The sequence below is a fragment of the Sphingomonas kyeonggiensis genome (genome assembly GCF_030812785.1).
GTDB classification, from domain to species: domain Bacteria; phylum Pseudomonadota; class Alphaproteobacteria; order Sphingomonadales; family Sphingomonadaceae; genus Sphingomonas; species Sphingomonas kyeonggiensis_B.
The window spans coordinates 291,809-303,754 of the sequence record NZ_JAUSTJ010000002.1 but is presented as its reverse complement, the minus strand read 5'-3'; the positions used below and the strand labels follow the sequence as shown (position 1 = coordinate 303,754).

The window sequence follows — 11,946 nt, the reverse complement described above, 5'->3', positions numbered from 1 at the left end:
CGCGCTAGCGGGAAACGGCGCGGCATTCCGCCCAGCCGACCGCGGCTACATTCCGGGGGTAGGACGATGTCTGAACCGTTTATGGGCCAGATCATGCAGGTCGGCTTCAATTACGCGCCGCGTGGCTGGGCTTCGTGCAATGGGCAAATTCTGGGTATTGCGCAGAATAACGCCCTGTTCGCGCTGCTCGGCACCACGTTCGGCGGAAACGGCGTGAGCACTTTCGCCCTGCCGAACGCCGCGGGCCGCGGTTTCGTCGGCCTGGGCCAGAGCACTGCGGGCGGCAGCGCCTATGTCTGGGGCCAGGCAGCGGGCACCGAGAACGAGACGCTGACGATCGCGAACATGCCGGCGCACAACCACGTCGCCAACTTCACCGGCATCGCCGGCCCGACCACCGCGAGCGGCAGCATCCAGGCGGTGACCGGCCAGACCACCCAGGTCAACACCCCGACCGACGGCTCGCTGCTGGCGAACTGCGCCAATGCAGGCGCGGCGCAGGTGAAGATCTATGCGCCGTCGGGCACGACCGGCACGATGGTCAACCTCGCCGGCGTCAACATCACCGGCGGCAACTTCACCCCGCAGGGTTCGGTGCAGGTCGGCATCACCGGCAGCAACATCCCCTTCTCGATCATGAACCCCTATCTCGCGGTGCAGACCAACATCGCGCTCGAGGGCGTCTTCCCCTCGCGCAACTGATCGCAGGGGCTTCGAGACCAAGCCGGCTCCGTCGCACCCGCGACGGAGCCGGTTCTGTTTACGCCTCGAACGAAGATCAGGAGAAGACCGCCTGGTAGATCCGGCGATCGGGCAGTGGCTGGAGCTGGGTGATCAGAATCGCATGCGGGCCGCCCTTGCCGCAATCCATCTCATAGGTGTTGTCGAGCAGATAGACTTCGAGCGGCGCCTCGAAGAACAGCGAGAAGGGCGGACGCACATCGATGCCGATCAGCGCGGGCCGCCGCTGGATGCTGGCGAGCGTGATCTCGACGGGCTCGGGAATCGTGGATAGGCGAACCTTGCGGCCAACCCAGGGTTCGAAATCTTCCGGTGTAAGATCCATGCGCGTATTTTCCCCCTCCGGCGGCAGCTATTGCCGCCCGAACTCAGTGGCCCATCCTGCCGCGCCCGCGCGGCCGCGTGAAGCCGGTCCGCGCCAGTTCGGAACAAAATGAGCCGGTTGCCGCCCTTTCCGCCCGCACGGCCGCTGCCGGCGCAGCTCGAACCCCTGACATCAAAATGCCTGGCCCTGCCGCCGGCGGGCACAGGGGAATTACCCTGGCTCAGCGATCTCTATGCCGCCTCGCGCCTGGCCGAGTTGTTCTTCGCGCCCTGGCCGCCGGCGCAGAAGCGCGCCTTTCTCGACGCGCAGTTCGCGCTCCAGCATGCGCATTTCGTGAAGACGCACCGCAAAGGCGACTTCCGGCTGGTGACGCTGGGAGGCCGGCCGGTCGGCCGCTTGTATTTCAACCGCACCGGCCCCGAATGGGTGCTGATCGACATATTGCTGGCCGCCGAGACGCAGGGCGGCGGGATCGGCACGGCGCTGGTGCAATGGCTGCAACAGGCGGCAGCCGAGGCCGGCGCGGACCGGTTGCGGCTGAGCGTCGCCCATGAGAACCCGCGCGCGCAGGCGCTCTACCGGCGTCTCGGTTTCGAGGATGCCGGCGACGTTGCCGGCACCCATCTTTCGATGCTCTGGCGGCCTATTCGACGGTGACCGACTTGGCGAGGTTGCGCGGCTGATCGACGTCGGTGCCCTTGGCCACCGCGACGTGATAGGCGAGCAGCTGCACCGGCACCGCATAGACGAGCGGCGCGATCAGCGGGTGGACCTTGGGCATGGTGATCGTCGCCACCGTGCCCTCGCCCGCCGCTTCGATCCCGTCATAGTCGGAGATCAGGATCACCTTGCCGCCGCGCGCCTGCACTTCCTGCATGTTCGACACGGTCTTCTCGAAGAGCGGCCCCGAGGGGGCGATCACGATCACCGGCACGGCATCGTCGATCAGCGCGATCGGGCCGTGCTTCATCTCGCCGGCGGCATAGCCCTCGGCATGGATGTACGAGATTTCCTTGAGCTTGAGTGCGCCTTCCAGCGCCAGCGGATAATCGGTGCCGCGGCCGAGATAGAGTACGTCGCGGGCGGCGGCGACGACATGGGCCATCGCCTGGATCGCCTCGTCATAGGCAAGCGCGCCGTTGAGCGCGGCGGGTGCCTCGGCGAGATGCTTGACCAGTGCCTTCTCCTCGGCCTCGGACAGCTTGCCCTTGGCCTTTGCGAGATTGGCGGCGAGCGCGGCTAGTACCGCGAGCTGGCAAGTAAAGGCCTTGGTCGAGGCGACGCCGATCTCCGGCCCGGCATGGGTCGGCAGCAGCAGGTCCGCCTCGCGCGCCATCGAGCTGGTGGGGACGTTGACCACCGCGGCGATCTTCTGCCCCTCGCTGCGGGCATGGCGGAGCGCGGCGAGCGTATCGGCCGTCTCGCCCGACTGGCTGATGACGATCATCAGCCCGCCTTCTTCCATCACCGGCGCGCGGTAGCGGAACTCGGAGGCGACATCGAGGTCGACCGGCACGCGGGCGAACTGCTCGAACCAGTATTTCGCGACCATGCCGGCATAGAAGCTGGTGCCGCAGGCGACGATGGTGACGCGCTTGATCGCCGAGAGGTCGAAGTCCGGGATCGGCAGCGTGACCTGCTCTTCCATGCGCTGGAGATACGAGCGCAGCGTCTGGGCGACGACGATCGGCTGCTCGTAGATCTCCTTGAGCATATAGTGGCGGTGGTTGCCCTTGGAGATCAGCTCGCCGGTGACGCCCGAGATGGTGATCGCGCGCTTGACGGGGTTGTTGTCCTTGTCGAAGATCTGCGCGCCGTCGCGAGTGATGACGACCCAGTCGCCTTCCTCGAGATAGGCGATGCGCTGGGTCAGCGGCGCGAGCGCCAGCGCGTCCGAGCCGAGATAGGTCTCGCCTTCGCCATAGCCGACGACCAGCGGCGAGCCGAGGCGCGCGCCGACCAGCAGATCCGGATGCTGGCGGAACAGGATGGCGAGCGCGAAGGCGCCGTGCAGGCGCGGCAGCACCTCGGCGACGGCTTCGGCCGGGGCCATGCCGGCTTCGACCTTTTCGCTGACCAGGTGCGCGACGACCTCGGTGTCGGTCTCGCTCTCGAAGACGCGGCCGCGGGCGATCAGCTCGTCGCGCAACGCCTTGAAGTTCTCGATGATGCCGTTGTGGACCAGAGCGACTTCGCCGGTGGCATGCGGATGCGCGTTGTTGGTGGTCGGACCGCCATGCGTCGCCCAGCGCGTGTGGGCGATGCCGGTGGTACCGGGCAGCGGATTGGCCGCCAGCTCCTTGCCGAGATTGACCAGCTTGCCCGAGGCGCGGCGGCGCTCGATCCGGCCATCGACATCGGTGGCGATGCCGGCCGAATCATAGCCGCGATATTCCAGGCGCTTGAGACCGTCGTACAGTCGCTCCGCGACGTCTTCCTTGCCGACGATTCCGACGATTCCGCACATGCTTTGGGTGTTCCTGCCTGAGCCCGGCGATCAGCCGAGGATTTCGATCTGGTCCGCCGTCTCGACGGCGATGCGAATCTGGAAATGGGAGCCGGTGGGTACGCGACGCGCGATGCCCTTCACGCGGATGCGCTTGCCCTTGAGCATATCCTCGGCATGGCCGCCGAGCTTGTCCTTGAGCGCATTGCGTCCCGTGGTGTTCAGCACGACCGAGAGGTTGCCCGGGTCGCGATAATCGACGGCCGAATTGAGATAGGCGTTGAAGCCCCCCGCCCCGGTGGAGGCGACGACGAATTCGAAAGTGCCTTCGACCTCGCCGGCCTTCGAGGCGGCGACCGCCTCGATCGCCTGGGCGGGGTTCATCGGCGCAGTCTGCGCGAAGGCAGGCGCCGCCACGGCGAGGGCGAAAGCAGCGATCAGGGCCGTTGTGCGCATCACTTCTTCGCCGCCTCCTTCTTCGCCTTCATCTTCTCGCGGAACGTCCGCGCCCAGCCCGGCTTCACCTGCTGCTCGGCCCGCACGATCCCCAGCGCATCGCCCTCGACATCGCGGGTCACCACCGATCCGGCGGCGACGATCGCGCCGTCGCCGATGGTGACGGGCGCCACGAGCGCGCTGTTGCTACCTACAAAAGCGCCGTTACCGATCACTGTCCGGTACTTTAAGAAACCGTCATAATTGCAGGTGATCGTGCCCGCGCCGATGTTCGCGCCGGCCCCGACGGTGGCATCGCCGATATAGCTGAGGTGGTTGGCCTTGGCGCCGGGGCCGATCACCGCCTTCTTGATCTCGACGAAATTGCCGACCTTGGCGCCCTGCTCGATTCGCGCGCCGGGGCGCAGGCGGGCATAGGGGCCGATATCTGCGCCCGAGAGGATCTCGGCGCCTTCGAGGTGGCTGAAGGCGTGGATGACGACGCGGTCGGCAACGGTGACGCCGGGGCCGAACACCACGTTGGGCTCGATCGTGACGTCACGACCGATCTGGGTGTCATAAGCGAACCACACCGTCTCCGGCGCGATCAGCGTGGCGCCCTCGACCATCGCGCGGGTGCGGCGGCGCTGCTGCCATTCCTGCTCCAGCCCGGCCAGCTCGCCGCGGCTGTTGACCCCGGCGACCTCAATCGCGTCGGTCTCGATGCCGACCGAGAAGCGGCCCTCGGCCCGGGCGAGCTCGACCAGGTCGGTCAGGTAATATTCGCCGGCGGCATTGTCGTTCCTGAGCTGGGCGAGCAGGCGGAACAGGTCCGCCGAGCGCACTGCCATCAGGCCGGAATTGCAGAGGGTTACCGCCCGCTCCTCGGGGCTCGCGTCCTTGAACTCGACGATCTTGTCGAGCCGGCCGTCGGGGCCGACGATGACGCGGCCATAGGCGCCGGGATCGGCGGGGCGGAAACCTAGCACCACCACGCTGGGATCGCCCTCGCCGTGGAGCGCGTCGATCATCCGGCGCATCGTCTCGGTCGTGACCAGCGGCACGTCGCCATAGAGGATGAGGACATCGCCCTGGAAATCGGCGAGCGCCTGTTCCGCCATGCGGACTGCATGGCCGGTGCCGAGCTGCTCGGCCTGCTCGGCGGTCTCGACGCCGAGGGGGTGCACCGCGGCCTCGACTTGCTCCTTGCCGGCGCCGACCACCACGACCTCGCGCTCGGCGCCGAGCGCCTTCACGCTGTCGACCAGATGGAGCAGCATCGGCCTGCCGGCGATGGGATGGAGGACCTTGTGGGTGTCGGACTTCATCCGCGTGCCCTTGCCGGCCGCGAGGATGATTGCTGCGATCGGTGCCGTCATTGTCCCTCCGTTGGCCGTCCCCTGCCACGTTAGTCTTGCCAATTCCATAGGGCAGCTGGCAGGCAGCGGCGACATGACCGATTTCCCCTTCGACATCGTCGGATTCGACCTCGACGGCACGCTGCTCGACACCAGCGCAGACCTGCTCGGCGCCACCAACCACGCGCTCGACCTGGCCGGGCGGCCGAGGCTGGAGATGGCGGCGGTGATGACGATGGTCGGGCGCGGCGCCAAGCACATGCTCGAACAGGCGCTGGAGGCCTCGGGCGGGTATGACGAAGCGCTGATGGCGCGGCTCTATCCGGCGCTGCTGGAATGGTACCGCGACCATGTCTCCGACCATTCGCGGCCCTTCCCGGGCATGCTTGAAGCACTGGACGACCTGGCGGCGCGGGGCGTGACGCTGGGGATCGTCACCAACAAGTTCGAATATCTGGCGGTGAAGCTGATCGAGGAGCTGGGGCTCTCCGCGCGCTTCGCTTGCGTTATCGGCGGCGACACGATGGGCAAGGGCAACGCCAAGCCCTCCGCCCTGCCGATCCAGGAGATGATCCGGCGCTGCGGCGGCGGGCGGACGGCGTTCGTCGGCGATTCGATCTACGACACGCTGGCGGCGAAGAACGCCGGGGTGCCGAGCATCGCGGTCAGCTTCGGGTTCCTCTCCCAGCCGGTGGAGGAGCTGGGGGCCGATGCGGTGATCGACTCCTATGCCGAGCTGGTGCCGGTGCTGGAGCGGCTGGGGGTACCGGCGGCTTAAATCAATCCCGGTTCTTCAGCTGGTGGAGCAGCACGGCATTGCCTTCGCTGTCCTGGATCACCCGCATCCGGCAGACCGGGGAGTGGATCAGGTCGGTCTTGAAGGTGACGCCCTTGGCCTCGAGATCGGCGCAGAGCGCGTCGAGGTCCTCGACCTCGAAGGCGATCGTGCCGCCGGCGTCGGAGGCGGGCTTGTCGCCGGTGACCGTGGTGATCGCCAGGCAGCCGCCACCGGGGAGATCATATTCCACCCAGGGAATGCCATATTCCGCGCTGGCGGCGGGCAGGCCGAGCGTCTGCTCGTAAAAGGCCCGGGCGCGATCGAGATCGATGACCGGATACAGCGTGAAAGCGACCTTGCGGAACATCGAACCTCTCCTCCTGAACGGCGCGCAGCATAGGCACTGACCCTCAACAAGACAAGAATTTGTTCCTGTTTTGTTTCAATGGTTTCAGCCGACCGGCCGATAGCCCTTGCGGTATTTGGTCCAGAGGTGGCGGGCGAGCATCAGCGGCGGCATGCGCAACCAGTGGCTGCGGACGTAGAAGCCAAGCCGGGTGAGCCTGCGGCCCTGGCGGCCCCAGCCGTCGCGGGCGGTGAGGCGGCGGAGATAGAGGTGGTCGAGGGGCTTGAGCGCCTGCCATTCGAAGGGGACCTCCGTGCCGTACAGGGCGTGGCTGAGGCGCCCGGCGCGGGCCATTTCCCTGCCCAAGCCGTGGTGGCGGGCGCGCTCCGCGAGCCCCATCGTGCCTCCGTCCTGTACCAGACAGTGAAAGTCCCAAAGGTTGCGCATCCCGCCGGCCAGATCGCCGTCCGCGAGAAGATGGGCGACCGCGTGGACCAGAAGGTCCGTCCGCGAAAGTGTGCGCAGGCCGTTTTCGAGCGGCTCGCTGTCCGCCAGCAGCGCCCCGGCGTCCGGACGGATCCGCGCAGTGAGGGGCAGGATGGTGTGGTGGACGTCGATCATCCGGTCCCGCTCGCGGTGGATCAGCGGGGGCAGCTCGTGCATCCAGCGGCGATAATAGGCGTCGTCATAGGGATCGGGCTTCACCCATTCCCAGCCGGCGGCGAGCAGCGCGGCCTCGACCTCGTCCATGCGCTCGCGCGGCACGAGGATGTCGAGATCGCCGATGTTGCGGCCCAGGCTCGGCGAGAGACCGGCGGCGGCGAAGGCGGTGCCCTTGAGCAGGACGACCGGCACGCCGAGCGGCGCCAGGGCACGGCGGGCCATCTCGGCCTCCCACAGCGCGGCGAGGCGAACCTGCCCGGCCGAGGCGATCGCGTCGTCGACCAGGCGCTGGACGGTAGGATGGAGATCGAGGCCGTCCAGACGGTGCGCGAGCGTTCCGGCCATCTGCTCCGCCCGCGCGACGGCGAACAACTCCGTCCACTGGCGGGCCGAGAAATGCTCGGTCCGGCCGGGGTCGCGCAGCACCGCGGCGAGGCGCCAGCCGGGAGTCATGCCAGCGCCTCGACCAGGGCGATGCCACTATCCGTGTCCGGATAGTCTATTGCGCGCGCCGGAACGGACTGGACGAGGCGGGTCAGCGCATCGAAGCCGCGCTCGGCGAGATGGACATAGTTGGTCGAGCTTTGCGTGAGGCGGACGAACGCTTCGCTGGGCGGCACCGGGCGCTCGGCGGCATCGAAGCCGAAGCGGGGGAAGAGCAGCAGCGCGGGCTGGGCGGGCTCGGCCATCGCCCGGATCGCCCGGGCATCGGGGACGAGATGGCGGATATCGCCCTTGGGCGTCCCGGGGAGCAGCGGGCCGAAGCGGCCTTCGGGCATCGCGGCCTGGGCGACCGCGATCGCCTGGTTCTTGAGGCTGATCAGCCGGGGAAAGCCGTGGGCCAGACCGGTGGCGGGGTCGATCAGGACGAACTCGTCGCCCATCAGCCGCCAGCCTCTGGCCATCAGCAGCGCCGCGAGGGTGGACTTGCCGGCGCCGGAGATGCCGGTCATCAGCACCGCCTTCCCGTCCCTTTCGACCGCGGATGCGTGCAGCAGCAGATAGCGGCGCTGGGCGAGCGCCATCTGCAGGTTCATCCCCATCTCGGCGGCGAGCAGGCCCTGGGCGAGCGGCAGCGGCGCGGCGTCGGGGATGGTATAGTCGCCGCCGATCATCACCGAAGGGCGGAGATATTTCCGCCAGGGCCGGGCGGCGAAGAGGTGGACGCTGAAGTCCGGGATGCTCGGCTTGGGATAGTCGCGGTAGAGGGTTTCGAGCTGCGCGATCGGCCCGCGCCAATCGCTGCCGATGCGGAAACCGACGGGACCGATGCCGAGATGGGCGACGTGCCTCACAGCCGCTCCACCAGACCGGCCTCGACCAGCTCGTCGAGGCGGATGGCGAGAGCTGCGGGATCGGCGTCGAGCAGGTCGTAGCGCTCGCTGAGGCGGGCGAGGAGCTGGTCTACGCTCAGGTCGTCGCGACCCAGGGCTTCGAGCATCTCGGGGACGGGGGCATCCACCACATGCGTGATGCCGGAGGCGCGGTGGTAGACCAGGGTGAGCGCGTCGAGGGGGATGATGCGGAGGGTTTCGGGCCCGGCGGCGCGGTAGCTGGTCATTTATTTTGTTCGCGCAACGACGCGACGACGCGACGAAGAAGTAGAAGAAATTGGGTTCACGCGGAGACGCGGAGGCGCGGAGAGAGTGCTTGCGGCGCCTGTTTGCGCCGCGTCAGCGGCGGGATATCGGCACTGATAACAAGGGAGGGCGTCGCTCACGCGACGCGAGACATCCTCCGCGTCTCCGCGTCTCCGCGTGAACAAATTCTTCTTCGTTGCGCCGTCGCGTCGTCGCGCGAACAAATCTGCAGCTTGCGCCAACCGCACGAGATCCCGGCTTTCGCCGGGATGACGGGAGTGGGACTGGAATTTGTGGGCAGCCACGGCCTCAGCCGCGCGGCATCTGCAGCGAGGCGAAGCAGGTGAAGCCGCTGGTGCCCGACTGGAGGCGGCGGATGTAGTTGGTGTAGGCGCGGCTCTGCTCGTAGGTGGTGCCGGGCAGCGTGCCGCCGTTGAGGGCGTTCTTGACCTCGGCCGCCTTGAACGGCCTGCCCGCCGCCGGAAAGGCGCCCTGCGTGCCGGCAGGCACAAGCTTGCCGTCGGCCGCGACATATTGGCCGGCGCGGCCCGGATCGGGGACCGGGATCTCGCAGTTCATCACCGAGGCATTGGTCTGCGCCAGCGCCGGGCGGATCGAGACGATCGCCGAAGCGCTCGCCGCGCCCAGCATCAGCGCGCGGCGGCTAGCCTTTGGGGATTGGTCTTCGTCTGCCATGATGCATTGTCCTGCGCCCGGCGGCGTTTCGCAATCGTAAATTGTGAGTAGTGCTGGGACATTCCCCTCCTTCGTCACCCCCGCGAAAGCGGGGGCCCATCTCCCGCGCTGGCGGCAAATGCACCGGTGCGTTCGCTGGCCGTTCAGGAGATGGGTCCCCGCTTTCGCGGGGATGACGGAGAAGTAGCGGGGTGACGAAAGGATGAGCGCCCCCTAGAAGAGCCGCCACATGCCCTATTCTCCCGGTATCAAGGCGCTCGTGGCGCTCGGCATCGTCGCCGCCGGCGCGCTGGCGGGGCTGTTGCTGAATGGCGATGTCCAGACCAGCCTGGTGATGCTGGTGTGCGGCGTCGCCGCCGTGCTGGTCGCGACTGCCGGCGCCGAAGCGCCCGGGGCGCTCGACACCGCGCCGACCGTCAGCGAGGGGCCGGGCATCGCCGAGGTGCTCGACGCGATCGCCGAGCCGGTGCTGCTGATCGCCGACCGAAGGGTGACCGCCGCCAACCCGCCCGCCCGCGTCCTGCTCGGCCAGCACATCCTGGGCGAGGACGTGCGCGTCGCCATCCGCCACCCCGCCGCCGCCGAGCGGCTGATGAACAGCAGCGACCAGAATCCGGGCTCGCCGATCCATCTGGTCGGCCTCGGCACACGCGACCAGCGCTGGGAGATGCGGGTGACGGCGCTGGGCGACGGGCGGCGGATCGTCCACCTGATCGACCGCACCGGCAGCTATGCCAGCGAGCGCATGCGGGTCGACTTCGTCGCCAATGCCAGCCACGAGCTGCGTACCCCCCTCGCCTCGCTGCTCGGCTATGTCGAGACGCTGGAGGACGGCGCGGGCGAGGAGCCGGGACTGCGCAAGCGCTTCCTCAAGATCATGCACGACGAGGCGCGCCGCATGCAGCGCCTGATCGACGACCTGATCTCGCTGAGCCGGATCGAGGCCGAGAAATATCGCGCGCCGGACAATCCTGTCGCGCTGGACGAGCTGATCGACGAGGTCTGCCTGGAGTTGTCCGGCGTGCCGCGCGCGGCCGATGTGGTGACCGAGATCGCCGAGGTGCCGCCGGTGCGCGGCGATGCCTCGCAGCTCAGCCAGCTGCTCCACAACGTCATCGGCAATGCGATGAAATATGGCAAGGAAGGCACGCCGATCCTGGTGAGCCTGACGGCCGAGGGCGAATCGATGATCCGCCTGACCGTGACCGACCAGGGCGACGGCATCGCCCCCGAGCACCTGCCGCGGCTGACCGAGCGCTTCTACCGGGTCGATGCCGGGCGCAGCCGCACGATAGGCGGCACCGGGCTGGGCCTGTCGATCGTCAAGCACATCGTCGAGCGGCACCGCGGACGGTTCGACATCGCCAGCACCGTCGGCAAGGGATCGACGGTCACCGTGCTGCTCCCCGTCCAGAGACTGTCATGAACCTGTCACGCTAGAGGCCGAAGGGCGCGCTGGGGGGGCGACCGTCCGGCGCATGCCTCCGCGATTCTTTCAATCCCAGGGACAGGAGACGGCGATGCTTGGCAGACTTGCGCTTTTCGCGTTTTCCGTAGTGGCTCTCTCGGCTTGCGACGGCAGCGCAGTGCGCCCGATCCGCGCCGTCGGGTCCTCGACCGTCTTCCCCTTCACCACCGCGGTGGCCGAGGCCTTTGTCAACCAGGACAAGCGCCGTGCGGCGCCGGTAATCGAATCGATCGGCTCGGGAGCGGGCTTCCGCGCGTTCTGTGAGGGCGTGGGATCGCAATATCCCGACCTGGCCAACGCCTCGCGCCGGATGAAGCGCACTGAATATGACCTGTGCCAGAAGAACAATGTCGGCGAGATCCTCGAAGTGCAGATCGGGCTCGATGGCGTGGTGCTGGCCGAGAGCAACAACGGGCCGAAGCTGAAGCTGAGCCGCAAGGATCTATATCTGGCGCTCGCCGCCAACCCGATGGGCAAGCCGAACACGGCGAAGACCTGGCGCGACGTGAACCCCGCGCTGCCGGCGATCCCGATCTATGTGATGGGCCCGCCCTCGACCAGCGGCACGCGCGACGCGTTCATCGAGCTGATGATGGAGCCGGGTTGCCTGGCCGCCTGGCCCGAGGCCAAGGCGATCAAGGACGGGCACGACCCCGCCAAGTTCCAGGATGCGTGCCTGCGCATCCGCGACGACGGCCCCTATGTCGACAAGGGCGAGAACGACAACCTTATCGTCCAGGGCCTGAGCCAGAACCCGAACGCGATCGGCATCTTCGGCTATTCCTATCTCGAGGAGAATATCGACCGGCTGCACGGCACCGAGATCGAGGGCGTGGCGCCGACCAACAACGACATCGTCACGGGCAAGTACCCGGGCGGCCGCCCGCTCTACATCTATGTGAAGAAGCGCCACATCAAGGCGGTGCGCGGGATGCAGGACTTCCTCAATCTCTACGCCACGATGTGGAAGCCCAAGGGCGAGCTGAACAAGCGCGGCCTGATCGCCGCCCCTACCGAGGTGCAGGACGAGTCGGCCGAGATCATCGAGAAGGGGATTGCGCTCGATCCCTCCCAGTTGCACTGAACGAGGACGTCATTTCCCACTTCCCT

14 protein-coding genes are annotated in these 11,946 nt (G+C 67.6%); 5 read left to right on the top strand and 9 right to left on the bottom strand.

Going from position 1 to position 11,946, the window contains the following annotated elements; translation table 11 throughout:
* The first annotated feature begins 66 nt into the window (after nt 1-66).
* Nucleotides 67-702, top strand: coding sequence for a phage tail protein (locus tag J2W22_RS10935; RefSeq protein ID WP_307118289.1), 636 nt, complete (start codon nt 67-69; stop codon nt 700-702).
* A 76-nt stretch (nt 703-778) separates the two neighbouring features.
* Here J2W22_RS10935 and J2W22_RS10930 read toward each other — a convergent pair whose 3' ends face one another.
* Nucleotides 779-1,066: a DUF6916 family protein gene (locus J2W22_RS10930; RefSeq protein ID WP_307118288.1), complete on the bottom strand. Its 288-nt coding sequence runs from the start codon at nt 1,064-1,066 to the stop codon at nt 779-781.
* 108 nt (nt 1,067-1,174) lie between these two features.
* Between J2W22_RS10930 and J2W22_RS10925 the strand changes: the two genes are divergently transcribed.
* Nucleotides 1,175-1,723 (top strand): GNAT family N-acetyltransferase, encoded by a 549-nt coding sequence (locus J2W22_RS10925; RefSeq protein ID WP_307118287.1) that lies wholly within the window; start codon nt 1,175-1,177, stop codon nt 1,721-1,723.
* Here J2W22_RS10925 and glmS read toward each other — a convergent pair.
* Genes glmS through glmU form a run of 3 tightly spaced genes read right to left on the bottom strand, consistent with a single transcriptional unit; the run spans nt 1,710 to nt 5,326 of the window.
* Nucleotides 1,710-3,533, bottom strand: a complete 1,824-nt coding sequence (gene glmS / locus J2W22_RS10920; RefSeq protein WP_307118286.1) for a glutamine--fructose-6-phosphate transaminase (isomerizing) — start codon at nt 3,531-3,533, stop codon at nt 1,710-1,712. The two genes, J2W22_RS10925 and glmS, sit on opposite strands and share 14 nt — an antisense overlap.
* Before the next feature lie 30 nt (nt 3,534-3,563).
* The gene (locus J2W22_RS10915; protein ID WP_307118285.1) at nt 3,564-3,968 is read right to left on the bottom strand and encodes a hypothetical protein; all 405 of its coding nucleotides are present in this window, start codon (nt 3,966-3,968) and stop codon (nt 3,564-3,566) included.
* Nucleotides 3,968-5,326, bottom strand: coding sequence for a bifunctional UDP-N-acetylglucosamine diphosphorylase/glucosamine-1-phosphate N-acetyltransferase GlmU (glmU, locus tag J2W22_RS10910; protein ID WP_307118284.1), 1,359 nt, complete (start codon nt 5,324-5,326; stop codon nt 3,968-3,970). Before glmU ends, J2W22_RS10915 begins: the two co-directional genes overlap by 1 nt.
* Nucleotides 5,327-5,399: 73 nt before the next feature.
* Here glmU and J2W22_RS10905 point away from each other — a divergent pair, with 73 nt between their 5' ends.
* Nucleotides 5,400-6,083, top strand: a complete 684-nt coding sequence (locus J2W22_RS10905; protein WP_307118283.1) for an HAD-IA family hydrolase — start codon at nt 5,400-5,402, stop codon at nt 6,081-6,083.
* Nucleotide 6,084: 1 nt separating this feature from the next.
* On the opposite strand, the gene J2W22_RS10900 is transcribed toward J2W22_RS10905, so the two are convergent.
* The 5 genes from J2W22_RS10900 to J2W22_RS10880 form a co-directional block, all read right to left on the bottom strand.
* Nucleotides 6,085-6,450, bottom strand: coding sequence for a VOC family protein (locus tag J2W22_RS10900; RefSeq protein ID WP_307118282.1), 366 nt, complete (start codon nt 6,448-6,450; stop codon nt 6,085-6,087).
* An 84-nt stretch (nt 6,451-6,534) separates the two neighbouring features.
* Nucleotides 6,535-7,545 (bottom strand): nucleotidyltransferase domain-containing protein, encoded by a 1,011-nt coding sequence (locus tag J2W22_RS10895; protein ID WP_307118281.1) that lies wholly within the window; start codon nt 7,543-7,545, stop codon nt 6,535-6,537.
* Nucleotides 7,542-8,387 (bottom strand): HprK-related kinase A, encoded by an 846-nt coding sequence (locus tag J2W22_RS10890; RefSeq protein ID WP_307118280.1) that lies wholly within the window; start codon nt 8,385-8,387, stop codon nt 7,542-7,544. Before J2W22_RS10890 ends, J2W22_RS10895 begins: the two co-directional genes overlap by 4 nt.
* The gene (locus J2W22_RS10885) at nt 8,384-8,653 is read right to left on the bottom strand and encodes an HPr-rel-A system PqqD family peptide chaperone (protein WP_307118279.1); all 270 of its coding nucleotides are present in this window, start codon (nt 8,651-8,653) and stop codon (nt 8,384-8,386) included. Before J2W22_RS10885 ends, J2W22_RS10890 begins: the two co-directional genes overlap by 4 nt.
* Before the next feature lie 328 nt (nt 8,654-8,981).
* Nucleotides 8,982-9,368 carry a hypothetical protein gene (locus tag J2W22_RS10880; RefSeq protein ID WP_307118278.1) on the bottom strand — a complete coding sequence of 129 codons (387 nt, stop codon included), beginning with the start codon at nt 9,366-9,368 and terminating at the stop codon, nt 8,982-8,984.
* Nucleotides 9,369-9,597: 229 nt separating this feature from the next.
* On the opposite strand from J2W22_RS10880, the gene J2W22_RS10875 reads away from it, so the two are divergent.
* Nucleotides 9,598-10,794, top strand: coding sequence for an ATP-binding protein (locus tag J2W22_RS10875; protein ID WP_307118277.1), 1,197 nt, complete (start codon nt 9,598-9,600; stop codon nt 10,792-10,794).
* A gap of 94 nt (nt 10,795-10,888) precedes the next feature.
* Nucleotides 10,889-11,920, top strand: a complete 1,032-nt coding sequence (locus J2W22_RS10870) for a substrate-binding domain-containing protein (protein WP_307118276.1) — start codon at nt 10,889-10,891, stop codon at nt 11,918-11,920.
* Nucleotides 11,921-11,946: the final 26 nt, after the last annotated feature.

Coding starts and splice junctions, on each gene's coding strand:
- J2W22_RS10935 (WP_307118289.1), top strand. CDS start 67: ATGTCTGAACCGTTTATGGGCCAGATCATGCAGGTCGGCTTCAATTAC.
- J2W22_RS10930 (WP_307118288.1), bottom strand. CDS start 1,066: ATGGATCTTACACCGGAAGATTTCGAACCCTGGGTTGGCCGCAAGGTT.
- J2W22_RS10925 (WP_307118287.1), top strand. CDS start 1,175: ATGAGCCGGTTGCCGCCCTTTCCGCCCGCACGGCCGCTGCCGGCGCAG.
- glmS (WP_307118286.1), bottom strand. CDS start 3,533: ATGTGCGGAATCGTCGGAATCGTCGGCAAGGAAGACGTCGCGGAGCGA.
- J2W22_RS10915 (WP_307118285.1), bottom strand. CDS start 3,968: ATGCGCACAACGGCCCTGATCGCTGCTTTCGCCCTCGCCGTGGCGGCG.
- glmU (WP_307118284.1), bottom strand. CDS start 5,326: ATGACGGCACCGATCGCAGCAATCATCCTCGCGGCCGGCAAGGGCACG.
- J2W22_RS10905 (WP_307118283.1), top strand. CDS start 5,400: ATGACCGATTTCCCCTTCGACATCGTCGGATTCGACCTCGACGGCACG.
- J2W22_RS10900 (WP_307118282.1), bottom strand. CDS start 6,450: ATGTTCCGCAAGGTCGCTTTCACGCTGTATCCGGTCATCGATCTCGAT.
- J2W22_RS10895 (WP_307118281.1), bottom strand. CDS start 7,545: ATGACTCCCGGCTGGCGCCTCGCCGCGGTGCTGCGCGACCCCGGCCGG.
- J2W22_RS10885 (WP_307118279.1), bottom strand. CDS start 8,653: ATGACCAGCTACCGCGCCGCCGGGCCCGAAACCCTCCGCATCATCCCC.
- J2W22_RS10880 (WP_307118278.1), bottom strand. CDS start 9,368: ATGGCAGACGAAGACCAATCCCCAAAGGCTAGCCGCCGCGCGCTGATG.
- J2W22_RS10875 (WP_307118277.1), top strand. CDS start 9,598: ATGCCCTATTCTCCCGGTATCAAGGCGCTCGTGGCGCTCGGCATCGTC.
- J2W22_RS10870 (WP_307118276.1), top strand. CDS start 10,889: ATGCTTGGCAGACTTGCGCTTTTCGCGTTTTCCGTAGTGGCTCTCTCG.